Annotated in this window: 23 protein-coding genes; 3 read left to right on the top strand and 20 right to left on the bottom strand. The window is 69.3% G+C overall.

Annotation, left to right across the window (positions count from 1 at the left end):
• Positions 1–11: 11 nt before the first annotated feature.
• The 13 genes from nuoK to KBX21_RS03355 all read right to left on the bottom strand — a co-directional run bounded on the left by nuoK (position 12) and on the right by KBX21_RS03355 (position 13,336).
• The gene (gene nuoK, locus KBX21_RS03415; protein ID WP_017543069.1) at positions 12–311 is read right to left on the bottom strand and encodes an NADH-quinone oxidoreductase subunit NuoK; all 300 of its coding nucleotides are present in this window, start codon (positions 309–311) and stop codon (positions 12–14) included.
• Positions 299–1,261 (bottom strand): NADH-quinone oxidoreductase subunit J, encoded by a 963-nt coding sequence (locus KBX21_RS03410; protein ID WP_049574964.1) that lies wholly within the window; start codon positions 1,259–1,261, stop codon positions 299–301. The genes nuoK and KBX21_RS03410 overlap by 13 nt, the downstream gene beginning before the upstream one ends.
• Positions 1,258–1,806, bottom strand: coding sequence for an NADH-quinone oxidoreductase subunit NuoI (nuoI, locus tag KBX21_RS03405; protein WP_049574967.1), 549 nt, complete (start codon positions 1,804–1,806; stop codon positions 1,258–1,260). Before nuoI ends, KBX21_RS03410 begins: the two co-directional genes overlap by 4 nt.
• A complete protein-coding gene (gene nuoH / locus KBX21_RS03400) occupies positions 1,799–3,172 on the bottom strand; it encodes an NADH-quinone oxidoreductase subunit NuoH (RefSeq protein ID WP_049574979.1) in 1,374 nt (457 codons plus the stop codon). Before nuoH ends, nuoI begins: the two co-directional genes overlap by 8 nt.
• Complete coding sequence (locus KBX21_RS03395) at positions 3,169–5,628, bottom strand: NADH-quinone oxidoreductase subunit G (protein ID WP_210840959.1); 2,460 nt, start codon at positions 5,626–5,628, stop codon at positions 3,169–3,171. The genes nuoH and KBX21_RS03395 overlap by 4 nt, the downstream gene beginning before the upstream one ends.
• A complete protein-coding gene (nuoF, locus tag KBX21_RS03390; protein WP_017543074.1) occupies positions 5,625–6,947 on the bottom strand; it encodes an NADH-quinone oxidoreductase subunit NuoF in 1,323 nt (440 codons plus the stop codon). Before nuoF ends, KBX21_RS03395 begins: the two co-directional genes overlap by 4 nt.
• The gene (gene nuoE, locus KBX21_RS03385) at positions 6,944–7,684 is read right to left on the bottom strand and encodes an NADH-quinone oxidoreductase subunit NuoE (RefSeq protein WP_017543075.1); all 741 of its coding nucleotides are present in this window, start codon (positions 7,682–7,684) and stop codon (positions 6,944–6,946) included. Before nuoE ends, nuoF begins: the two co-directional genes overlap by 4 nt.
• A complete protein-coding gene (locus KBX21_RS03380; RefSeq protein ID WP_049574988.1) occupies positions 7,681–8,976 on the bottom strand; it encodes an NADH-quinone oxidoreductase subunit D in 1,296 nt (431 codons plus the stop codon). Before KBX21_RS03380 ends, nuoE begins: the two co-directional genes overlap by 4 nt.
• Positions 8,977–9,031: 55 nt before the next feature.
• Positions 9,032–9,772 (bottom strand): NADH-quinone oxidoreductase subunit C, encoded by a 741-nt coding sequence (locus KBX21_RS03375; RefSeq protein WP_049574991.1) that lies wholly within the window; start codon positions 9,770–9,772, stop codon positions 9,032–9,034.
• Position 9,773: 1 nt separating this feature from the next.
• On the bottom strand, positions 9,774–10,319 hold the full coding sequence (locus KBX21_RS03370; protein WP_017543078.1) for an NADH-quinone oxidoreductase subunit B family protein: 546 nt from the start codon (positions 10,317–10,319) through the stop codon (positions 9,774–9,776).
• A gap of 64 nt (positions 10,320–10,383) precedes the next feature.
• Positions 10,384–10,743, bottom strand: coding sequence for an NADH-quinone oxidoreductase subunit A (locus KBX21_RS03365; protein WP_017543079.1), 360 nt, complete (start codon positions 10,741–10,743; stop codon positions 10,384–10,386).
• 158 nt (positions 10,744–10,901) lie between these two features.
• On the bottom strand, positions 10,902–12,206 hold the full coding sequence (locus KBX21_RS03360; RefSeq protein ID WP_017543080.1) for a geranylgeranyl reductase family protein: 1,305 nt from the start codon (positions 12,204–12,206) through the stop codon (positions 10,902–10,904).
• Between the two features lie 419 nt (positions 12,207–12,625).
• Positions 12,626–13,336: a demethylmenaquinone methyltransferase gene (locus tag KBX21_RS03355; protein WP_049574996.1), complete on the bottom strand. Its 711-nt coding sequence runs from the start codon at positions 13,334–13,336 to the stop codon at positions 12,626–12,628.
• 161 nt (positions 13,337–13,497) lie between these two features.
• Between KBX21_RS03355 and KBX21_RS03350 the strand changes: the two genes are divergently transcribed.
• Positions 13,498–14,766 carry a delta-60 repeat domain-containing protein gene (locus tag KBX21_RS03350; protein WP_049575000.1) on the top strand — a complete coding sequence of 423 codons (1,269 nt, stop codon included), beginning with the start codon at positions 13,498–13,500 and terminating at the stop codon, positions 14,764–14,766.
• 78 nt (positions 14,767–14,844) lie between these two features.
• Here the strand turns inward: KBX21_RS03350 and KBX21_RS03345 are convergent, their stop codons facing one another.
• Positions 14,845–15,153: a DUF4229 domain-containing protein gene (locus KBX21_RS03345; protein WP_049575005.1), complete on the bottom strand. Its 309-nt coding sequence runs from the start codon at positions 15,151–15,153 to the stop codon at positions 14,845–14,847.
• A 406-nt stretch (positions 15,154–15,559) separates the two neighbouring features.
• Here KBX21_RS03345 and KBX21_RS03340 point away from each other — a divergent pair, with 406 nt between their 5' ends.
• Together KBX21_RS03340 and KBX21_RS03335 are read left to right on the top strand one after the other, a co-directional pair.
• Positions 15,560–15,760, top strand: a complete 201-nt coding sequence (locus tag KBX21_RS03340; RefSeq protein ID WP_026116196.1) for a BldC family transcriptional regulator — start codon at positions 15,560–15,562, stop codon at positions 15,758–15,760.
• 115 nt (positions 15,761–15,875) lie between these two features.
• On the top strand, positions 15,876–16,232 hold the full coding sequence (locus tag KBX21_RS03335) for a PLD nuclease N-terminal domain-containing protein (protein ID WP_049575009.1): 357 nt from the start codon (positions 15,876–15,878) through the stop codon (positions 16,230–16,232).
• Positions 16,233–16,352: 120 nt separating this feature from the next.
• Here the strand turns inward: KBX21_RS03335 and ccsB are convergent, their stop codons facing one another.
• The 6 genes from ccsB to KBX21_RS03305 all read right to left on the bottom strand — a co-directional run bounded on the left by ccsB (position 16,353) and on the right by KBX21_RS03305 (position 22,103).
• Positions 16,353–17,348: a c-type cytochrome biogenesis protein CcsB gene (gene ccsB, locus KBX21_RS03330; protein WP_210840958.1), complete on the bottom strand. Its 996-nt coding sequence runs from the start codon at positions 17,346–17,348 to the stop codon at positions 16,353–16,355.
• Positions 17,345–18,979 (bottom strand): cytochrome c biogenesis protein ResB, encoded by a 1,635-nt coding sequence (locus tag KBX21_RS03325; protein WP_210840957.1) that lies wholly within the window; start codon positions 18,977–18,979, stop codon positions 17,345–17,347. Before KBX21_RS03325 ends, ccsB begins: the two co-directional genes overlap by 4 nt.
• A 1-nt stretch (position 18,980) precedes the next feature.
• Positions 18,981–19,811: a cytochrome c biogenesis CcdA family protein gene (locus tag KBX21_RS03320; protein ID WP_210840956.1), complete on the bottom strand. Its 831-nt coding sequence runs from the start codon at positions 19,809–19,811 to the stop codon at positions 18,981–18,983.
• Positions 19,811–20,563, bottom strand: coding sequence for a TlpA disulfide reductase family protein (locus KBX21_RS03315; RefSeq protein ID WP_247665133.1), 753 nt, complete (start codon positions 20,561–20,563; stop codon positions 19,811–19,813). Before KBX21_RS03315 ends, KBX21_RS03320 begins: the two co-directional genes overlap by 1 nt.
• Positions 20,564–20,843: 280 nt before the next feature.
• Positions 20,844–21,047 carry a helix-turn-helix domain-containing protein gene (locus KBX21_RS03310; RefSeq protein ID WP_013155995.1) on the bottom strand — a complete coding sequence of 68 codons (204 nt, stop codon included), beginning with the start codon at positions 21,045–21,047 and terminating at the stop codon, positions 20,844–20,846.
• A 258-nt stretch (positions 21,048–21,305) separates the two neighbouring features.
• On the bottom strand, positions 21,306–22,103 hold the full coding sequence (locus KBX21_RS03305) for a phosphatase (RefSeq protein ID WP_049575031.1): 798 nt from the start codon (positions 22,101–22,103) through the stop codon (positions 21,306–21,308).
• Positions 22,104–22,260 lie beyond the last annotated feature (157 nt).

The following is a 22,260-nucleotide window of genomic DNA, read 5'->3' as shown; positions in this document are numbered from 1 at the left end:
CACGTCGCCTTCTAGTGCTTGAGCAGGTTCGCGTCATCGAGCGACGCGGACCTGCGGGTTCGGAAGATCTGCATGATGATCGCGAGGCCCACGACCACCTCGGCGGCGGCCACGACCATCACGAAGAAGGCGACGACCTGCCCCTCGATGTCACCGTGCATCCGGGCGAACGCGACGAACGCCAGGTTGCAGGCGTTGAGCATGAGCTCCACGCACATGAAGACGATGATCGCGTTGCGCCGGACGAGGACGCCGACCGCGCCGATGGTGAACAGAAGCGCCGCGAGGACGATGTAGTTCATCGGGTCCACGAGGACTCGACCTCCTGTCCGTTTCCGTTGCCGTTCTCTTCGCCGTCGGTGGTGGCGGACGAGCCGCTGTCACCATCGTCGGCGGGGCCGTCCTCCTGGTCGGCGGTGAGCCCGCCCTCCTTGGAGTCGGTCGAGTCCGACGCCCCTCCGGGGAGTGCGGACCGCCCAGTCTGGACCTCCATCGGCACCCCCGACTGGTACTCGGGGTCGCGGGCGGCCAGGACGGGGTTGAGCGAGAGCTTCGAGACCGAGCCGTCGGGCAGCAGCGCGGGCATGTCGATCGCGTTGTGCCGGGCGTAGGTGCCGGGTCCGGGCAGCGGGGTCGGGTGGTCGCCCCTGATGCGGTCCTCGGAGATCTCCCGCTGGGTGCGGCGCCTGCCCGTGCGGGCGGTGTGCGCGAGCACCATGGCGCCGAGCACCGAGGTCACGAGCAGCGCGGCGGTGGCCTCGAAGGCCACCACGTAGCGCAGCAGGAGTTCGCTGGCGATCCACGGGATGGTGCCGCCGACCGGTGTGGCCGCGGCGGCGATCCCGGCCGGGTCGCCCACGGCGATCCGGGTGATCCCCGTGGTCAGGGCGCCGACGAAGCAGATCGCCACGATCGCGGTCATGAGCCGCTGTCCGCGCAGGGTCTCCACGAGGGAGTCCGCGGAGCTGACGCCCACGAGCATCAGGACGAACAGGAACAGCATCAGGACGGCGCCGGTGTAGACGACGATCTGGACGACCATCAGGAACGGCGCCTCGTTGATGCCGTAGAAGATCGCCAGTCCGACCATGGCCAGCGCCATCGACATGGCCGAGTGCACGGCCTTGCGGGAGAAGACCACGCCCAGGGCGCCGAGCACGACGATCGTGCCCAGGACCCAGAAGACCGTGGCCTCACCGGAGCCGATGGGCGCCGCCGCGGCGAGGTGCTGCGCGGGGGAGGCGGGGGTGAGCGGGATCAACTGACCGCCCCCGTGTTCTCCGGCCGGTCCTGGGTTCCGTGCTCACCGCGCCCGGTGGCGTAGTAGTCGAGGTCGCTGTCCCCGAGGCGCATCGGGTGGGGCGGCTGCTCCATGCCCTCGCGCAGCGGGGCGAGCAGCTGCTCCTTGGTCCAGATCAGGCTCTGCCTGCTGTCGTCGGCCAGCTCGTACTCGTTGGTCATGGTGAGCGCCCGGGTGGGGCAGGCCTCCACGCACAGACCGCACAGGATGCACCGCAGGTAGTTGATCTGGTAGACGCGTCCGTACCGCTCACCGGGCGAGTACCGGTCGTCGTCGGTGTTGTCTCCCGCCTCCACGTAGATGGCGTCGGCCGGGCAGGCCCAGGCGCAGAGTTCGCACCCGATGCACTTCTCCAGGCCGTCGGCCCACCGGTTCAGCTGGTGCCTACCGTGGAAGCGCGGCGCCGTGGGGCGCTTGACCTCCGGGTACTCGACGGTGGGCACCTTCTTGAACATCGTGTGGAAGGTGACACCGAAACCCTTGACGGGGTTGAGCCACTCAAGCACCGGTAACCTCCCCCTTCTTCTCGTTGCGTTCGGCGGTGGCGGCCGAGGCCGTCCGCGACGGTTCGGCGAGCACGCTGCTGCCGTAGTGGGCGGCGGTGCTCGGGGGCACCGGGAACCCGCCGAAGGAGGGTTCCTTGTGGGCGCGGCGCGCGTTCTCGGCGCGCTGGCGGGCCTCCTCCGCGCGCTCGCGGCGCACGAAGCGGACCCAGGCGGCGATGGCCGCGACGGTGGCGATGGTGAAGGCCGCGACCACACCGGCGATGACCAGCGGGTGCGCCTCGTCGAGGACGAGCATGCGGACGACGGCCACACCGGTGATCCACACGAGCTGGATCGGGATGAGCACCTTCCAGCCGAGCTTCATGAGCTGGTCGTACCGGACGCGCGGGAGGCTGCCCCGGGCCCAGATGAACAGGAACATGACGGCGACGAACTTGAGCAGCCACCACAGGGCGGGCCACCAGCCCTCGTTGGCGCCCGGGAGGATCGCGGTGACCCCGGGCGGGGCGTACCAGCCGCCGAGGAAGAGCGTCACGGACACGGCCGCGACGGTGCACATGTTCACGTACTCCGCGAGGAAGAACATCGTGAACTTCATCGACCCGTACTCGGTCATGAAGCCGCCGACGATCTCGCCCTCCCCCTCCGCCAGGTCGAACGGGAGCCGGTTGGTCTCGCCGACCATCGTGACGATGTAGATGAGGAAGGAGGGCAGGAGCAGCACCGCGAACCACAGGTTCTCCTGGGCCGCGACGATGCCGGAGGTGGTGAGCGTGCCCGCCATGATGAAGACCGCGACGAAGGACAGGCCCATCGCGATCTCGTAACTGATCACCTGCGCGGAGGCGCGCAGGCCGCCGAGCAGGGCGTACGGCGACTGGGAGGCCCAGCCGCCGAGCACGAACCCGTAGACGCCGAGCGCCGCGGTGGCCAGGACCAGCAGCGCCGCGATCGGCAGGTCGGTGAGCTGGAGCGGGGTCATGACCCCGAACATGTTCACCTCGGGCCCGATCGGGATGACCGAGAAGGCGAGGAACGCGGGGATCGCCGCGATCATCGGCGCCGCGATGTAGACGAACCGGTCCACCCCGCGCGGGATCAGGTCCTCCTTGAGGGAGAGCTTGATGCCGTCGAACAGGGACTGGAGGAGGCCGAAGGGGCCCATCCGGTTGGGTCCGTGGCGCTGCTGCATCCGGCCCATGACCTTGCGGTCGGCCATGATCATCATGAGCACGCAGATCATCAGGAAGACGAAGATCGCGAGCGCCTTGATGGTGGTGATCCACCACGGGTCGTTCCCGAAGGCGCTCAGGGTGCTCTCCGAGGCCAGTACGGCCGCGCGCGGATCGAGAGCGGCGGGGGTCACTGCTGCCTCCCGTTGGTGGTGGGCGCGGCCAGGATGACCGTCTGCCCGGCGGTGCCGCCCAGGTCACGGCGGATGTCGCAGCCGTGGGCGTTGGCCGGGAGCCAGACGACCCGGTCGGCGATGTCGGTGACGACCACGGGGACGGTCACCGAACCCCGCTCCCCCGTGACGCGGAGCGAACCGCCGTCGGGGACCCCGACCTCGTCGGCCGTGGCCTTGGACAGGTAGGCGCGCGGCTGGCGGGCGGTCCCGGCGAGGTAGGGCTCGCCGTCCTCCATCCGGCCGGTGCCCAGGAGCTGCCGCCACGTGGACAGCAGGGCCTGGCCCGGGGCGGGCGCGGGCAGCTCGGCCGGACGCACGGAGGGTCCGGCGGGCCGGTCACCCACCCACATGCCCAGCTCCAGGAGTTCGTCGTAGGCGCTGGCGGCGTCCGGCAGGCCCAGGTGGACGTCCATCTCGTTGGCGATCGCGGACAGTACCCGCAGGTCGGAGAGGGCACCGGGCACCTTGAGCGCGTCACCGAAGGGCCGGTGGCGGCCCTCCCAGTTGACGAAGGTCCCGGACTTCTCCGCGACGGCGGCCACCGGCAGCACCACGTCGGCGCGGTCGGTGACGTCGCTGGCGCGCAGTTCGAGGCTGACCACGAACGGCACCCTCGCCAGGGCCTCGCGGGCGGCGTCCGGGTCGGGCAGGTCGTCCAGCTCGACCCCGGCGATGACCAGGGCGTCCAGCTCACCGGACGCGGCCGCCGCGATGATCGCGTCGGTGTCGCGGCCGGGGGTCCCGGGCAGCGCGCCGACGTTCCACACGCGGGCCACCTCGGCGCGGGCCGAGTCGTCGGCGACCGGACGGCCCCCGGGCAGCAGCCCCGGAAGCGCGCCGGCGTCGATCGCGCCCCGCTCACCGGCGCGACGCGGAACCCAGGCGAGCCGGGCTCCGGTGCGTTCGGCCAGCGCGGAGACGGCGGTCAGGGCGCCGGGGACGGCGGCGAGCCGCTCACCGACCAGGATGACGGAGCCCTCCTGGCCGATCGCCTCGACCACCTCGGGGTGGTCGGCGTCCAGGGCGTTGAGGACGCGGGCCTCGTCGCCGGGGACGCTCCGGACCAGGGTGCCGGAGGTCTTGGTGAGACCGAGGCTGGCGTGGGAGGCGATCGAGTAGACCTTCAGCCCCCGCTTGCGCGACCCCTTGCGCAGGCGCAGGAAGGTGGAGGGCGACTCGTCCTCCGGCTCGAACCCGGCCAGCAGGACGGCGGGCGCCTTCTCCAGGGCGGTGAAGTCCACGCCCACCGGGGTCCCCGCCACGTGGGCGGCGAGGAAGGCGGACTCCTCGGCGGAGTGCTCGCGGGCGCGGGCGTCCACGTCGTTGGTGCCCAGGGCCACGCGCGCGAACTTGGCGTAGGCGTAGGCGTCCTCGTAGGTCAGGCGGCCGCCGACCAGGACCCCCACGTTGCCGCGCGCGGCGCCCAGCCCCTGCGCGGCGAGGCTGATCGCCTCGGGCCAGGAGGCGAACTCCAGGGCCCGGGAGTCCTCGTCTCGGACCAGGGGGCGGGAGAGGCGGTCGGACCGGGTGGCGTAGGTGAACGCCCACCGGCCCTTGTCGCAGTTCCACTCCTCGTTGACCTGCGGGTCGTCCCCGGCCAGCCGCCGGGTGACCTTGCCCCGCCGGTGGTCGGTGCGCTGGGCGCAACCGCCCGCGCAGTGCTCGCACACGCTCGGTGTGGAGACCAGGTCGAATGGGCGGGACCGGAACCGGTAGGCCGATCCGGTGAGCGCGCCCACCGGGCAGATCTGCACGGTGTTGCCGGAGAAGTAGGAGTCGAAGGCCTCCCCCTCGGCGATGCCGACCTGCTCCTTGGCGCCGCGCTCCATCAGCTCGATGAGCGGGTCGCCCGCGATCTGCGCCGCAAAGCGGGTGCAGCGGGCGCACTGGATGCAGCGTTCGCGGTCCAGCAGCACCCCGGTGGAGAGCGCGATCGGCTTGGGGAAGGTCCGCTTGACGTCGACGAACTCGCTCTCCCCCTGGCCCGTGGACATGGCCTGGTTCTGGAGGGGGCACTCGCCGCCCTTGTCACAGACCGGGCAGTCCAGCGGGTGGTTGATCAGGAGGAACTCCATGATCCCGCGCTGGGCCCGCTCCGCCACCTCGGAGGTGAGGTGGGTGTTGATCACCATCCCCTCCATGACGGTGATGGTGCAGGAGGCCTGCGGCTTGGGCATCCCGCGCCCGTTGCCCATGTCGGGGATCTCCACCAGGCACTGGCGGCAGGCCCCGACCGGGTCGAGCAGCGGGTGGTCGCAGAACCGGGGGATCTGGATGCCGAGCAGCTCGGCGGCCCGGATCAGCAGGGTGCCCTTGGGAACCCTGATCTGGAAACCGTCGATGGTGACGGTGATCAGGTCCTCCGGGGGCGGGGCGGGCGAGGACCCGCCTGAGGTGTTGGAGGTGACGGTCACCGGTTCCCTCCCTCTTCCGTGGTCGGCCGGTCCGCCCAGAGGGTGGACCTGGAGTGGTCGAAGGGGCAGCCGCCCTTCTCGAAGTGGTCGACGTACTCCTGGCGGAAGTGCTTGATCGACGACATGACGGGGCTGGTGGCTCCGTCGCCCAGCGCGCAGAAGGAGCGGCCGAGCAGGTTGTCGCAGATCTGGAGCAGCTTGTCGATGTCGGCCTCGGTGCCCTCGCCCCGCTCCAGGCGGTCCAGGACCTGGACCATCCAGAAGTTGCCCTCGCGGCAGGGCGTGCACTTGCCGCAGGACTCGTGGGCGTAGAAGGCGATCCAGCGGCCGACGGCGCGGACCACGCAGGTGGTCTCGTCGAAGATCTGGAGGGCACGGGTGCCGAGCATGGACCCGGCGGCGCCCACCGACTCGAAGTCGAGCGGGGTGTCCAGGTGCTCCTCGGTGAAGATCGGCGTGGAGGAGCCGCCCGGCGTCCAGAACTTGAGCCGGTGTCCCTCGCGGACACCGCCCGCCATGTCCAGGAGCTCGCGCAGGGTGATCCCGAGCGGGGCCTCGTACTGGCCGGGGTTGGTGACGTGCCCGGACAGGGAGAAGAAGCCGAACCCGGCGGACTTCTCGGTGCCCATGGACGTGAACCACTCGGCGCCGTTGGCGACGATCCCGGGGACGCTGGCGATGGACTCGACGTTGTTCACCACGGTGGGCGAGGCGTAGAGCCCGGCCACCGCGGGGAACGGCGGCTTGAGGCGGGGCTGGCCCCGGTAGCCCTCCAGGGAGTCCAGGAGGGCGGTCTCCTCACCGCAGATGTAGGCGCCCGCCCCGGCGTGCACGACGACGTCGAGGTCGAAGCCGCTACCGAGGATGTCCTTGCCGAGCAGCCCGGCGGCGTAGGCGTCGGCCACCGCCTGGCGCAGGCGGCGGATGACGTGGACGACCTCGCCGCGCACGTAGATGAAGGCCTGGTTGGACTTGATCGCGTACGAGGCGATCGCCACCCCCTCCACCAGCACGTGGGGGTTGGCGAGCATGAGCGGGATGTCCTTGCAGGTGCCCGGCTCGGACTCGTCGGCGTTGACGACGAGGTAGCGCGGGTTGGGGTTGTCCTTGGGCAGGAACCCCCACTTCATCCCGGTGGGGAAGCCCGCGCCGCCGCGGCCGCGCAGACCGGACTGCTTGACCAGGTCCACGATGGAGTCGGGCTCCATGGTCAGCGACTTCCGCAGTGCCTCGTAGCCGCCGGTGGCCCGGTAGCCGTCGATCGTGAAGGAGTCGGGCCGGTCCCAGTTCTGGGACAGGATCGGGGTCAGGGTGGTCACTTGGCGCCCTCCTCACCCTGGTCGGGGCGGGTGGGGAGGTTGTTCGGGTCGGGCGCGGTCCAGCCGTTGCGCTCCGCGATCCGGAGTCCGGCCAGTGACGGGCCGGCCGCCTGCACGCCCTCGCCCGCGCGGCCGTCGTCGAACCCGGCGAGCACGCGCGAGGCCTGCTTCCAGGTGCACAGGCTGGCGGGGCCACGCGTGGGGGCCACGTCCTTGCCCAGACGCAGGTCGTCCACCAGCTGCTTGGCGGTGGCCGGGGTCTGGTTGTCGAAGAACTCCCAGTTGACCATCACGACCGGCGCGAAGTCGCAGGCGGCGTTGCACTCGACGTGCTCCAGGGTGACCTTCCCGTCCCCGGTGGTCTCCGCGTTGGCCACGTCCAGGTGCTCCTTGAGGGCGGAGAAGATCTCGTCGCCGCCCATCACCGCGCACAGGGTGTTGGTGCACACGCCCACCTGGTAGTCGCCGCCGGGTTCGCGGCGGTACATGGTGTAGAACGTGGCGACCGCCCTGACCTCGGCGAGCGTGATGTCCAGCTGGTCGGCGCAGAACCGCATGCCCTCCGCGCTGACGTGCCCCTCCTCGGCCTGCACCAGGTGCAGGAGCGGGAGCAGCGACGAACGCGGCTTCGGGTAACGGCTGATGATCTCCTTGGCGTCCTGCTCCAGACGCGCCACGACCTCGTCGGTGAAGACCCCGGGGGTCTCCACGGGTGTGTTCTCGTTGGTCTCGCTCACCGGTCCACGCCTCCCATCACCGGGTCGATACTGGCCACGGCCGCGATGACGTCCGCCACCGTCCCGCCCTCGCACATGGCGGCGACGGCCTGGAGGTGGGTGAAGGACGGGTCGCGGAAGTGCACGCGGTAGGGGCGGGTGCCCCCGTCGCTGACCGCGTGGCAGCCGAGCTCGCCCTTGGCGCTCTCCACCGCCACGTAGGCCTGGCCCGCGGGGACCCGGAAGCCCTCGGTGACCAGCTTGAAGTGGTGGATCAGCGCCTCCATCGAGCCGCTCATGATGTGCGCGATGTGGTCCGGCGAGTTGCCCATGCCGTCCGGGCCGAGCGCCAGCTTGGCGGGCCAGCCGATCTTGGCGTCCTCGATCATCACCGGGCCGGGCTGGAGCTTGTCCAGGCACTGCTCGACGATCTTGAGGCTCTCCTCCATCTCGGCGATGCGCACCCGGTAGCGGGCGTACACGTCACCGCCGTCGGAGACCGGGACGTCGAACTCGTAGTCCTCGTAGCCGCAGTAGGGCTTGGCCTTGCGCAGGTCCCAGGCCAGGCCCGAGGCGCGCACGAGCGGCCCGGTGATGCCGAGCGCCATGCAACCGGGCAGGTTGAGGTACGCGACGTCCTTGGTGCGGGCCAGGTAGACGGGGTTCTCGTCCAGGAGCTTGCGCATGGTCCCGATGCGCTCGGGCATCTCCTTGAGCAGCTCACGGATCTTGCCCACGGCGCCGGGCGGCAGGTCCTGCGCCACCCCGCCGGGCCGGATGTAGGCGTGGTTCATCCTCAGGCCCGTGACGAGCTCGAAGATGTCCAGGATCATCTCGCGCTCACGGAAGCCGTTGGTCATCACCGTGGTGGCGCCCAGCTCCATGCCGAACGTCGCCATGGCCACGAAGTGCGAGGCCATCCGGTTGAGCTCCATGAGCATCACGCGGATGACGCTGGCGCGCTCGGGCACGCGGTCGGTGATGTCGAGCAGCTTCTCGACCGCCAGGCAGTACGCCGTCTCGTTGAAGAGCGGCGTGAGGTAGTCCATGCGGGTCACGAACGTGGTGCCCTGCGTCCACGTCCGGTACTCCATGTTCTTCTCGATGCCGGTGTGCAGGTAGCCGATGCCCACGCGGGCCTCGGTACAGGTCTCGCCGTCGAGCGTGAGGATCAGGCGGAGCACGCCGTGGGTGGAGGGGTGCTGGGGGCCCATGTTGACGACAAGGCGTTCGGCGCTGGTGCCCTGGGCCTTCTCGATGACGTCGTCCCAGTCCCCACCGGAGGCGTCGATGTAGTCCTCGGTGACGGTCATGCCGTGCCTCCCTTCTGGAGGGGCCTTCGTGTGGCTGGTGTGGTGGCCGCGCGGATCACGTGTAGGACCGCCGCTCGTCCGGCGGGGGCACCGTGGCGCCCCGGTACTCGACCGGGATGCCGCCCAGCGGGTAGTCCTTGCGCTGGGGGTGGCCGTGCCAGTCGTCGGGCATCTGGATGCGGGTCAGCGACGGGTGGCCGTCGAAGACGATCCCGAAGAAGTCCCAGGCTTCGCGCTCGTGCCAGTCGTTGGTCGGGTAGGCCGACACGATCGAGGGGATGTGCGGGTCCGCGTCGGGGCAGGTGGTCTCGACCCGGATCACGCTGTTGTGGGTGATCGACCGGAAGTGGTACACCGCGTGCAGCTCGCGTCCGGCGTCCTCCAGGTAGTGGACGCCGACCACGCCCGTGCACAGCTCGTACCGGAGCGCGGGGTCGTCGCGCAGGACGCGGACCAGCTCCAGCAGGGCCTCGCGGCGCACGTGGAAGGTGATCTCACCACGGTCGACCTCCACCCGTTCGACCTCGGCCTCGCGGCCGATCGCGGTGAGAGCCGCCTCGAGGTCGTCGGCGACCCTGTCGAAGTCGGCGGTGCGCGGGTCGTCGGGGTCCGTGAAGGGGCGCTGGCTCTGGGCGGGAGCGCTCCCCCGCACCTGGAGGCCACCGAATCCGGAGGTGTCGCCCGAGGTCTGGGCGCCGAACATGCCGGTGCGCCTGACCGGTGCGGCCAAGCGCTCGCGACCGAGCTGGTCGGGGAGGTTCTCCGCCGCCTCGTCGCGCTCGTTCTCGTTGCTCATGTCAGTCCTTGGTCACCAGGGGCAGCGAACGGCGGAGCAGGCGCTCCTCGGTCTCGGTGATCTCCTGCTCGCGGTGGGCACCGAGCTTGGTGTTCTGCACCTTGTCGTGGAGCTTGAGCACGGCGTCCAGGAACATCTCCGGCCTGGGCGGACAGCCCGGCAGGTAGATGTCGACCGGGACGATGTGGTCCACGCCCTGGACGATCGCGTAGTTGTTGAACATGCCGCCGCTGGAGGCGCAGACGCCCATCGCGATGACCCACTTGGGTTCGGGCATCTGGTCGTAGATCTGGCGCAGGACCGGGGCCATCTTCTGGCTGACCCGTCCGGCCACGACCATGAGGTCGGCCTGGCGCGGGGTGGCGCCGAACTTCTCCATGCCGAACCGGGCGAGGTCGTAGTGGGGGCCGCCGACCGCCATCATCTCGATGGCGCAGCAGGCCAGCCCGAACGTGGCGGGCCACATGGACGACTTGCGGGCCAGGCCGACGACCTGTTCGACCGTGGTGAGCGCGACTCCGGCTGGCAGCTTCTCTTCGATACCCATCAGCTGCGGACCTCCTCGGGGGTGGGCGGCTGGGTGTGTTCGGGGGCTTGGGGGGTCAGCTGGATCAGTCCCATTCGAGGCCTCCGCGGCGCCACTCGTAGGCGTAGGCGATGGAGACGTTCACGAGGAAGAGGATGATCGCGATGACGCCGAACCAGCCGAGGGCGTCGAAGTGCACGGCCCACGGGATGAGGAAGATGATCTCGATGTCGAAGACGATGAACATCATCGCCGTCATGTAGTACTTGACGGTGAAGCGGCCACCGCCCGCGGGCTGCGGGGTCGGTTCGATTCCGCACTCGTACGCCTGCATCTTGGCCCGGTTGTACCGCTTGGGTCCCATGACCGCACCGGCGACCATCGACAGGACGACGAAAGCGGCGCCGATCCCACCGAGCACGAATATCGGTGTGTACAGCTCCACGGCTCACCCTCCTCCACTGAATGGCTGGTCGGAGCGCGCGACCGGCTGACTTGTGAACGTTTTCACGTGCTTCTCTCGGCTCTTCCCGAAATGTCTTGTGGTGTGGCCGGACCGCGGAGAAACGGCGGTCCGGCCGTGCGTGTGCGCGCCCTCGCCCGCTAGGCGGCGGGCGCCATCCTGGACAGGCCATTGATGACCCGGTCCATGGCGTCGCCCTTGCTCGGCTCCGTGAGGTTGGCGAGCATCTTCAGCACGAACTTCATGAGCGTGCGCTGACGCAGTCCGTACTTGGTCGCGTACTTCATGAACTCGGGCTGGCCGATGACCTTCACGAAGTAGCGGCCCAGCGTGTAGTAGCCGCCGTAGGTGTCGGCGAGGACCTCCGGGTACCGCAGCAGGGCGCGTTCGCGCGTCTGCTGGGTCGGACGGCCGTGCGCCTGCACGATCACGTCGGCGGCGATCTGCCCGGCCTCCATGGCGTAGGCGATGCCCTCACCGTTGAAGGGGTTGACCATGCCGCCCGCGTCGCCGACCAGCAGCAGGCCGCGCGCGTAGTGCGGGACCCGGTTGAAGCCCATCGGCAGCGCGGCGCCGAGGATCTTGCCCTTCTGGTTCTCCTCGGTGAAGCCCCACTCCTCGGGCATGGACTCGGTCCACCGGCGCAGGAGCTTGCGGTAGTCCACGTCCTGGAAGGCGGACGTGGAGTTGAGGATGCCGAGGCCGACGTTGCTGGTGCCGTCGCCGACACCGAACACCCACCCGTAGCCGGGCAGGAGGACGTCCTTGTCCCCGCTGCGGTCCCACAGCTCCAGCCAGGACTCCAGGTAGTCGTCCTCGTGGCGGGGGCTCTCGAAGTAGGTGCGCACGGCCACGCCCAGGGGCCGGTCGTCGCGCTTGCGGATGCCCATGGCGACGGAGAGCCGGGAGGAGTTGCCGTCGGCGGCCACGACCAGCGGCGCCCGGAAGGTCACGGGTTCGCGGTCGGCGTTCTTGGCGTGCACTCCGACGATCCGGTTGCTGCGCTCGTCCATGAGCGGCCCGGTGACGTTGGTGCGTTCCAGGAGCTTGGCACCGGCGGACACGGCCCGGTTGACCAGGATCTGGTCGAAGTCGAGGCGCGTGCGCACGAGGCCGAAGCCCGGATAGGAACCGAGGTCGGGCCAGGGCAGTTCGAGACGCACGCCGGCCCCGACGATGCGCAGGCCGTGGTTCTTGATCCACCCCTCGTCCTCGAAGGTGATCCCCATGGAGGTGAGCTGTTTCACCGCCCTCGGGGTGAGGCCGTCGCCGCAGACCTTCTCCCTGGGGAAGGAGGTCTTCTCCAGGAGCAGGACGTCAAGCCCGGCCTGGGCCAGGTAGTAGGCGGTGGTGGAGCCAGAAGGGCCAGCGCCGACGACGATGACGTCGGCGTCGTACTCGATCCGTTCCCGGCCTCTGGGAGAGGAGGTGGCTGTCTCGCTCACGGATGTGTCCTCGACTACTCGCGCAGTACACCGTGGCGGGTCAGTGCGGGTTCGACCCGCTCACGGGGGGTGCAATGGGTTGTTTGGGGACTTCCGACATATCCGACATGGGTCTTGTGTCATAAGCCTCGTGGCCTTGTGAAGCACTTCACAAGCCACTTTTCCGCAGTCTAGACCCTCACGAGCCAGGAGGCGACCCCCGGGGGGCATTCTTCAGAAAATCGGATATTGAGCCCACAAGCCTCCACACACCCACCAAAGCCGTCACAAACAGTCAAAAGCGCAGCTAGCGCCACCTGCTGAACACCTGGTGACCCATGGGTAACAGAAAAACCCCAAGGAACAGATCATTCCTTGGGGTTTGCGTACTTTTTAAGTTAGAAGAGAAGACTTTCGCCTTGTGAGTGCTATGTCTGTTTTTACTTCTCGCGGAAGCCGCGGTGCAGCGCCACTGTGCCCAGCGTCAGGTTGCGCCACGCGACCCGCGACCACCCGGCGCCCTGGAGGTACTTCGACAGCTCCGCCTGGTCGGGCCAGGCCATGATCGACTCCGAAAGGTAGTCGTAGGCCTCGGAGCGCCCGGAGAACGCGCCGGCGATCTTCGGCAGCGCCGCCATCAGGTAGGTCGAGTACAGCTTGTCCACGAACTCCACCGGGATGTGGCTGAACTCGCAGATGACCAACCGGCCGCCGACCCTGGTCACCCGGCGCAGCTCCCGCAGCGCCTGGTCGACGTCGGCGACGTTGCGCAGACCGAAGGAGATCGTCACCGCGTCGAAGGTCTCGTCGGCGAAGGGCAGCGAGAGCGCGTCCCCGGCCACGAAGGTCACCCCTGCGCGCGAGGCGCCGCCCCGGCGCCGGGCCCCGTTCTGGAGCATCCCCAGAGAGAAGTCACAGGCGATCACGCGGGCGCCCTTCTTGATGAAGGACTCCGAGGAGGTTCCGGTACCCGCGGCCAGGTCCAGCACCAGTTCGCCGCTGTGGGCGTCGACCGCGTCGACCACCGCGCGTCGCCAGACGCGGTCCTGGCCGAGCGAGATGACGTCGTTGACGAGGTCGTAGTTCTCTGCGATGCCGTCGAACATCGCGGCGACGTCCTGGGGCTTCTTGTCGAGCTTCGCGCGGGTCATGGCACCAGCCTAAGGGTGGCCGGACAGCGCGGAGGACCGGGCCGCACAGGAGCCCGGAAGGGCACTGACCAGGCAGACGGTCGATTACTTGACGTAGTCAAAGGCATACTCCGTGCAATGATGTGGTAACCGAAACCACCACCGCGCGCCCGAGGAGTCCCGTGAAACCGGCCCGATCGTTCGTCGCCCTGACGATGAGCTCGCTACTGCTGTTCCCGCTGGGGGTCGCGACCGCCGCGCCCGCCCTCGCCGCACCCCACCAAGGCGTGGTCAGCGAACAGCCGGTCCAGTGGACCCCGCACGTCCTGGACGGGACGGTCAAGGACATCCTCCGGATCGGCGACACCGTCGTGGTGGGCGGGGAGTTCCAGAGCGTGTCCGACGCCGACGGCGCCCGGACCCACAACCGGCGCAACCTGTTCGCCTTCCGGCACGGCACCGGCGAACTCCTGCCCGGCTTCGCCCCGCAGGTGGACGGCACCGTCAACACCCTGGCCGAGGGCCCGAACGGGTCGCTGATCATCGGCGGCCAGTTCCAGCGGGTCAACGGTTCGGCCAGCCGTGGGATCGCGCGCGTCGACGCCAGGACCGGCCGGAACGTCTCCGGCTTCGGCGCCAAGCTGGACGACGGGAGCGTGTACCGGCTCGCCAGCGACGGACGCCAGGTCTACGTCGGCGGCAACTTCACCGGAGTGAGCGGACAGGAGCGCACCGGGCTGGCCCGGATCGACCCCGCGACCGGCCGGGTGGACGCGGGCTTCACCCCGACCATCTCCGAACAGCGCCGGGGCGTCCTGCGCGTGCAGGAGCTGGCCCTGAGCCCGGACGGCCGCAGGCTCGCCATCAACGGGACGTTCACGAAGGTCGACGGCCTGGACCGGTACCAGATCGCCATGATCGACACCGCGAAGGGGGCGCCCACCACCTGGTCGACCTCGGCCTACGAGGCGGAGTGCGACTACTCGGCCATCCACACCTACATGCGGCAGATGGACTTCGCCCCGGACGGCTCCTACTTCGCCGTGGTGACGGGGGGCGGGCCGGAGGTGAAGCCCGGCCTCTGCAAGTCCACGGCCCGGTTCGAGAACACCGACGCCGCGAACTCCGACCCCACCTGGTCCAACCTGACCGGCGGGGACACCCTGTACTCGGTCGAGGTCACCTCGTCCGCCGTCTACGTGGGCGGCCACCAGCGCTGGATGGACAACGAGAAGGGCGCCCTGAACCCCGGTCCGGGCTCGGTCGCCCGCGAGGGCATCGCCGCGGTGAACCCCGACACGGGCCGGGCGCTGCCCTGGAACCCGGGGCGCTCGCGGGGCCACGGCGTGGAGGCGCTGCACGCGACCTCCGACGGCCTCTACGTCGGCAGTGACACCGATCGGCTGGCGGGCGAGTACCACGCGCGTCTGGGGATGTTCCCGGCCCTGTGAGGGGCCGGCGTCAGGTGAGCGCCTGACGAGGAGTGGCCACGGGGTGGTGTCCGAGCGGTCGGACCACCGCCCCGTCGGTCACTTCTGGGTGTTCTCGGACTCCTGGGCGCGCAGGATCTCGTCCTGGATCTCGTCCTCCCGGGCCGCGCCGCCCTCCAGGCGGTCCCCCACGGCCTTGTCCTGTTCCTGACGCTTCTTCGACCAGTCGTCGACCGAGGCCGACATCTGGTCGCGCCACTTGGAAAGGAGAACGTAGGAAGCGAGGCCACTGATCAGCCACGCGAGAACCAACGCGATCCACGAGCGCGCGCCGAAGAGGTAGACGACGCCGAAGGCGCCCGCGAACAGCGCCACGCGGGCGGCGGTATAGGTCAGCCAGCTACGCATCAAAAAGCCTCACAACAGACGTTTACCTGCACTAGATTGGGCAGCGAACCCATCCACGCAGATCAGGTGCGTGGACGGCCGAGTCATGCGACCGCGGTCGAAGGGGTGGTGTCCCGGATCAGGCAGCCTTACCTCCAGGTTAAGGGCGTGTCTTCGCCGGTCCGCACCAGGGCGGGGTGTGTCCCGTCGCAGGCCGCGCGCGGTCAGCACTGGATTCAGATAGTCATGGGATGTTTGCAATCCCGACAGCCGGGTCTGAACATCACGTTCCGATCACATATCCCCCGCTTCTCCCCCGAACGCCGCAATTTCTCCGAAAACTAGGGAGGAAACGGACCAACTCGTGCACACTAGGGGATCAAACGCCCGCCGCCCCCTCAGTCCAGGCGGGCACGATTGGGGGAATGTGAAGGTGGAACGAGCAAGCGAACGCCTGTTGACCCCCGGGGAAGTGGCCTCACTCTTCCGGGTTGATCCCAAGACCGTGACTCGCTGGGCCGCCTCCGGGCGCATCAGCAGTATTCGGACCCCCGGCGGGCACCGCCGATTCCGGGAGTCCGAGGTACGCGCCCTCCTGCTCGGGGAACCGAGCGAGAGCACCACCTGAAGGACGTTCGGCACGCCCCCGACGGTCCCGGACCCGACGACCCCCGGTGGTCTGCCCCGTACCCGGGCCGGTGTCCCCGGCCGGGAGGGGTCGACAGCGAGAGTAGGCTGGAACCATGGTGTGGCTCGGTGGCCTGATCACGCTCGTGTCGATCGTTCTATGGGTGTACGCGTTCTTCGACGCGTTGACCACCCCTGCCCAGGAGGTCCGTAACCTCCCGAAGGTCCTGTGGCTGGTCGTCATCGCCCTGTTCATGCCCGTGGGTTCGATCCTGTGGCTCTTCCTCGGTCGTCCGCCCAAGCCCGTCTCCGTCCTGGGCAACGCGTCCTCCCCCGCCGAGGCCGCCAGGTCCGTGGACGACCTCGACCCGTCAGACTTCGCCAAGCCCTCGGACAGCCCGCACCCGCTCGGTCCCGACGACGATCCGGAGTTCCTCAAGGACCTCAACCGTCGGATCGATCCGGAGGACTGAGTCTCCGCAGGAGCTGGCACACGCCACACCGCGCGCGACAGTCGCGGAACCCGGAACACACAGGTGGGGCCGTACCCGAACGGGTACGGCCCCACCTTCGTCCCACTGCCCGGACCGGGGTCAGGCGTAGGAGTGCAGCCCGCTGAACACGTAGTTCACGGCGAAGAAGTTGAACATGACGGTGAGGAAGCCGATCACGTTGATCCAGGTCGCCTTCGGACCGCGCCAGCCGCCGGTCGCCCGGGCGTGCAGGTAGGCCGCGTAGATCACCCAGGAGATGAAGGACCACACCTCCTTGGGGTCCCACCCCCAGAACCGGCCCCAGGCCTCGTCCGCCCACACGGAACCGGCGATCACACCGAAGGTCCACAGCGGGAACGCGAAGAGGATGAACCGGTGCGAGATGCGGTCGAGCAGGTCGGAGCTGGGCAGGCGTCCGGAGATGCCCGCCACCTTCTCACCCAGGGCCCGCTTCGCCTCGGCCCGGTGCGCCACCAGGTAGGTGATGCCCGCCGCGCCGGAGACCATGAAGGCGCCACCCGCGACGATCACCGCGGAGACGTGGATCGGCACCCAGTAGGACTGCAGCGCCGGGATCAGCGGGCCCGGGTCCACGTACAGCCACCGCACACCGATGCCCAGCAGGATCAGCACCGGGACCAGCACGAACGCGCCGAGGAAGCGCGCCTGGTAGCGCCAGGAGGCGTAGAGCAGCGCGCCGACGGCCACCAGGCACATCGCCACCACGAACTCGAACATGTTGCCCCAGGGCCAACGTCCCGCGGCCAGCCCCCGGGTGATGATCTGGGCGAGGCCCAGCACGAAGCCCAGAGCCGTCACGCCCAGCGCGATCAGTCCGAGGACGCTCTGGGAGGCCTGCGCCTCCCCCTCGTCCGTACGGACGTTGACCTCGATGTCATCGTCGTCGGCGCCCTCGACGGAGCCCGCGCCCACGGGCATGAGGCGTCCGGCCCTGAGCTTGGTGCGCTGTCCGTAGGCGGCCTCGATGGCGAAGAGGAACAGCGCGGCCGCGTACGTCACGATCATCGCGATGATCAACGTGTCACTGGCCGACGCCATCGTCTCGTCCACCGGTCCGGCGAGTGTGTACGTCACCGGTCACTCCCTCTTGTCGTCGACCCTCGCGGGTCGGATGTGGTGTGGGGGCCGTCGTCGGGCTCGCTCCTGAGCCGTCCGGCGAGCCGTTTGGTGATCTCGTGGAACTCGGCGTTGTCACCGGCGACCTCGGTCTTGCCGAGCCCGGCCAGCTCCACGCGGGTGGTGCCGTCCTCCCCCTTGCTCGCGCGCACCCACACACGGCGGGGACGGACGAACAAGGTCAGGAGCAGCCCGGCCACTGCGGCCGTGGCCGCGCCCAGCGCGGGCAGGCGGGCACCGTCCCGGTTGCTCTGGAGCGTGGCGTACTCCTTGTAGCCGGTGAAGGTGATCGAACCGGCCTCGTCGGGCAGCTCCCAGGTGTCGCCCACCGCCATGACGGGGGACTCCCCCAGCGGTTCCATCCCGGCGGTCTGGAGCTGGTAGACCGACTGCGGATCCACCATTCCCATGTCGCCCTGGTAGGCCTCCAGCGTCACCCTCGGGTTCTGTGCCCCGGGGAAGGACGAGACCAGCTCACCGTCGGGGTCCTCGGCCGCGGTGGGCAGGAAGACCCCGACGAAGCCCAGCTCCTCGCCTCCGGTGTCGGGCACCTTCACCACACCGTCGGAGGTGTAGCTCATGGTCTCGCGGTGCAGGAACGGGACCGCCTGGTCGAAGACCAGGTCCCCGTCGCCGTTGCGGACCTCGAACTGGGGCGCGTACCCGTGCCCCAGGAGGTACACCTGGACCCCGTCCACGCTCAGCGGGTGGTTGACCTCCAGGGTGTGCTGCCGCTCCTCGGCGCCGGGCGACTCCGTGTAGCTCAGCTCCGCCACGTAGGACTCGGCCTGTCCCCGCAGGTCCCCGTCGTCGATGAAGGAGGCCTCGAAGCTGTCCAGGTGGATCGTGAACGGCTCGAAGGCGTCGGTGTCGGTCCAGTGCCCCGGATAGATGGCGTCGTAGGAGGGCAGCGTGTTCGCGAACCCGTCCCCCTCGACCAGCAGCATGTTGCCCCGGTAGCCGAAGAAGGACCCCGCGGCCAGGGCCAGCAGCAGGGCCAGCAGCGAGAAGTGGAACAGGACGTTGCCCGCCTCGCGCAGGTACCCCGTCTCGGCCGAGACTGAGTCACCGTAGCGCTCGACCCGGTACCCCTTGAGCACCTTGCGGGCCTGTTCCAGGGCGCTCTCCGGCGAGGCCGCGGTGCCGAACCGGGCCACGTACGGCATCCGCCCCAGGTTGCGCGGGGTCGCCACCGGACGCGCCCGTACCGCCTTGGCGTGCACCAGCGCCCGCGGGATCACACACCCGGCCAGCGACACGAACAACAGCAGGTAGATCGCCGCGTACCAGGGCGAGGAGAACACGTCGAACAGGTGGAACCGGTCCAGCCACGGAGCCAGCTCCGGGTTCTCACGGAAGTAGGTGGCGACCTCGTCGACGCTCACCACGTTCTGCGGCAGGATCGACCCCGGGATCGCCCCCACGGCCAGCATGAACAAGAGGATCAGCGCGGTGCGCATCGAGGTGAGCGTGCGCCACACCCACCGGATCCAGCCCACGGGGCCCAGCCCCTTCGGACCCGGTTTCCCGGCCTCGGGCGCCCCCGCCTGGTCGGCGTTCTCGGAGTTCTCGGACGTACGCGTACTCAAGTCAGATCACCGTCTGGAAGTTGGCGGCCCAGCCCTGCATGGCGATGGTCATCTGGGTCCACAGACCCGTCACCATCGCCAGGCCGACCAGGACGAGCATGACACCGCCGACCACGGTGACGGTCCGGGTGTGGCGCTTGAGCCAGCCGAACGCGTTCAGCGCGCGCCGGTAGAGCAGCGACGCCACGATGAACGGCAGGCCCAGCCCGACGCAGTAGACCAGGGACAGGAGCATGCCGCGCCCGGCCCCGCCCTCGATGAAGGCCAGCGTCTGGACGGCAGCCAGGGTCGGGCCGATGCACGGCGTCCAGCCCAGGCCGAAGAGCACACCGAGCAGCGGGGCGCCCGCGAGACCGGCGCGGGGCAGGCGGTGGAAGCGGAACTCCCGCCCCAGCCCGGGCAGCACGCCCATGAAGGCCAGTCCGAGGAGGATCGTGAGCGCGCCGAGCACGCGGGTGATCGGATCGGTGTGGTCCATGAGGAGGTCACCGAGCCAGCCGATGAACCCGCCCACGGCGACGAACACCAGGCTGAACCCGGCGATGAACAGGACGCTGCCGGTGACCATGGTCCAGCGGCGCCCGGCCAGCTCGGCGTCGACGTCGGAGAGCGTGCTCGTGGCGGTCGTGCCCTCGGCGCCCGAGGCGGGGTCGGGGGCCTTCGCCTGACGTTCCCGCACATGGGAGCCGCTCATCCCGGACACGTACGACAGATAGCCGGGGACCAGGGGCAGCACGCACGGGGAGAGGAAGGAGACCAGTCCGGCGGCCAGGGCCAGGGGTGCGGCCAGGAGGAGGGAGCCGGACATCACGGTGGTACCGATCGCGTCCATCAGTCGCCGTTCCCGTCCTGGGCGTCCTCGTCGGAGCCAGGGGCGCTCGCGTCCTCGGAGGGCTCCGCGCCCTCGGTGGGCTCGGCTCCCTCTCCGTAGCCCTCCAGCTCCGAGACCCGGGTCCGCTCCTCTGGATCACCCAGGTCGAACTCCACCACCAACGGGTCGAGCAACCCCGTCAACTGGCCGTACGTCGTCGGACCGATCACCCGCGCCGCGATGTTCCCCTCGGGGTCGATCAGCAGCGTGCTCGGGATCGCCCGCGGCGGCACCGTCTCACGGAACGCCTGCGGGATCTCCCCCGGCTGGTCGTACAGGCTCGGATACTCCACACCCTTGTTCTCGGTGTAGGCGATGGCCGCGGTCTCGTTGTCCTTGATGTTCACGCCCAGGAAGTCCACGCCCAGGTCCCCGTACTCGGCGTGCACCTCGTCCAGCACCGGCTGCTCGGCGCGGCAGGGACCGCACCAGCTCGCCCACACGTTCACCACCAGGATCCGGCCCTCGTACTCCGACAACGACAACGCGTCGCCCTCGAAGGTCGTCCCCGTCACCTCCGGCGCCGCCGCGCGTTCTCCGTCCTCGAAGACCGTGGCGCTGCCGTCACCCGAGATGAACCGGTCCTCCTCGCCCCCGGTCTCGATCTCCGTCCCCCCGGCGCATCCGGACAGGACGAGGACGGCCGCCACCGCGGCGGCCGACAGGGACGGCACGGCACGACGGCGTCGCGTACCTGGGCTGCTACTGGGCATCGAGGGGACCTCGCGAACCGGGTGTGATCAGGGCGGACTACAACAACGACAAAGTGTAGTAGATGCCCTGGGGCCGGCTCGGCCGCCCCGACACATGGGAGGTCCTCCGGTACGGCGCCCGAGGTGACCGTGTCCGGCGGGAGGTGGGGCGCGGACTCGGGGGAGGCGTCGGGCGCGGGACGGCACACGTCAGGGGCGATGCTGGGGAACATCGCCCCTGAGTGGTCGGCGGATCGGGCGCTGGGTCAGTGGGCCCCGCCCCCGGGTCCGGCCTGGCCTGTCAACCAGCCTCGACGAATGCCTCGCGGAGGTAGTCGTGTACGGCCCGTTCGGGGACCCGGTAGGAACGCCCCACACGAATCGCGGGGAGAACTCCCGAGTGCACCATTCGGTAAACGGTCATCTTGGACACACGCATGATCGTGGCGACCTCCGCCACGGTCAGGAACCTGACCTCTTCGAGAGGCGGTTTGCTCCCGTTCATCTTCCGACGCCCTCATTCCCGGACGTGAGCATTGTCTACCGTTCAGCCCTGGCGTGCCTCACGGTGCTCGGGGGACCCCGGCGAAACAGTCCCCGTCCCACCGACACGCCAGCGTGTCATGCTGTCACTACTGACACGTCCGTTTTCAGAGTAGAGCCGAGTTCCCCTCTACGGAAGGTCGTTCGTGCTGTCTTCGTGGCCGCGCGTTGACCAAGGGTCAGATGAGGTTTAACGCTGGGTATAAATGGCCGACCACACTCAAAGAAGGCCCGCTCTGGCGAGCACGTAGTCGCGCAGCGGAGCGTAGTCCTCGGGTAGGTATCCGTCGTCGAGAGGCACGGTGACCAGCAGTTTTCCCTCATGTTCGGCGAGGAAAAGAGCGGGGTCGTTGCAGTCGGCGAAGCCCACCGTCGGCACCCCCGCCTCCCCCGCGGCACCCGCGAAACCGTGGTCGGCGATGACCAACTGCGGCCATGGCTCACCCCGGTCCGTGAGTTCCGCCAGGATCGCCCGCATCGCGAAGGGGTGGTGGCTGTGCCGGGGCAGGTGTCCGTCCGTCACCAGGGCCACGTCCTCCCGCCAGACCACGATCCGCCGGTTCGGCGGCCGTTCCGTGGTCACCTCGTAGGAGTAGCCCCCCGCCGCCGTGAGGACCTTGCACCCGCGTGCGGAGAGCGCGTCCTTCCACGACTGGTAGGTGTCCCGGAGGTTGCGCGGGTGCCCGGTGGCGAACATGACGCTCTCCTGGCGCCGGGCCGCCAGCGCCAGCCGGTCGCCGAGGGCCTCCAGGGCGTCGATGGTGAGGTCGGGGTCGATGGTGTCGATCCCCCACACGTACTCCTCGTCCCCCACCACGCCGCAGCGCTTGTTCATCAGGGCGAGGACCTCGGCGTACGTCCAGTCGTGCGCGAAGGTCAACCCGAACTGGTGGTACGGGTCCTTCTGTACGAGCCTCCGGTAGTGGCGCAGGTTGTTCTGCCGTGGGGTGTCGACGTGCCCCGCGATCCCCGTGCGAACCAGATAGGTGATGAGTTCGGCGCGTGTCGGCGGCGTCACCTGCGTTCCCCTTCCTCGTCTGCGCGGCGAGCCGGTGACACGCCGCGCGACCACCACGGCTTCGGCTCCTGTTCGCCCGGTAATAATCCCCTTCCTACCCGCTGAACGCGCGCCACGCGGCAATCGCGGAGATTTCGCGTGGTGTGATCGGCGGCGG

Origin of the sequence: Nocardiopsis sp. B62 (assembly GCF_018070675.1) — a bacterium.
GTDB lineage: Bacteria > Actinomycetota > Actinomycetes > Streptosporangiales > Streptosporangiaceae > Nocardiopsis > Nocardiopsis prasina.
The sequence above is the reverse complement of the archived record's forward strand: the minus strand, read 5'-3'. Positions and strand labels throughout refer to the sequence as shown.

What these genes read in the sequence shown, in the direction of transcription:
- KBX21_RS03370 (WP_017543078.1), bottom strand. Translation starts at nt 10,319, where the DNA reads ATGGGTATCGAAGAGAAGCTGCCAGCCGGAGTCGCGCTCACCACGGTC.
- KBX21_RS03345 (WP_049575005.1), bottom strand. Translation starts at nt 15,153, where the DNA reads ATGCGTAGCTGGCTGACCTATACCGCCGCCCGCGTGGCGCTGTTCGCG.
- KBX21_RS03315 (WP_247665133.1), bottom strand. Translation starts at nt 20,563, where the DNA reads ATGCCCAGTAGCAGCCCAGGTACGCGACGCCGTCGTGCCGTGCCGTCC.
- KBX21_RS03355 (WP_049574996.1), bottom strand. Translation starts at nt 13,336, where the DNA reads ATGACCCGCGCGAAGCTCGACAAGAAGCCCCAGGACGTCGCCGCGATG.
- KBX21_RS03375 (WP_049574991.1), bottom strand. Translation starts at nt 9,772, where the DNA reads ATGAGCAACGAGAACGAGCGCGACGAGGCGGCGGAGAACCTCCCCGAC.
- KBX21_RS03310 (WP_013155995.1), bottom strand. Translation starts at nt 21,047, where the DNA reads ATGAACGGGAGCAAACCGCCTCTCGAAGAGGTCAGGTTCCTGACCGTG.
- KBX21_RS03380 (WP_049574988.1), bottom strand. Translation starts at nt 8,976, where the DNA reads ATGACCGTCACCGAGGACTACATCGACGCCTCCGGTGGGGACTGGGAC.
- KBX21_RS03335 (WP_049575009.1), top strand. Translation starts at nt 15,876, where the DNA reads ATGGTGTGGCTCGGTGGCCTGATCACGCTCGTGTCGATCGTTCTATGG.
- KBX21_RS03320 (WP_210840956.1), bottom strand. Translation starts at nt 19,811, where the DNA reads ATGGACGCGATCGGTACCACCGTGATGTCCGGCTCCCTCCTCCTGGCC.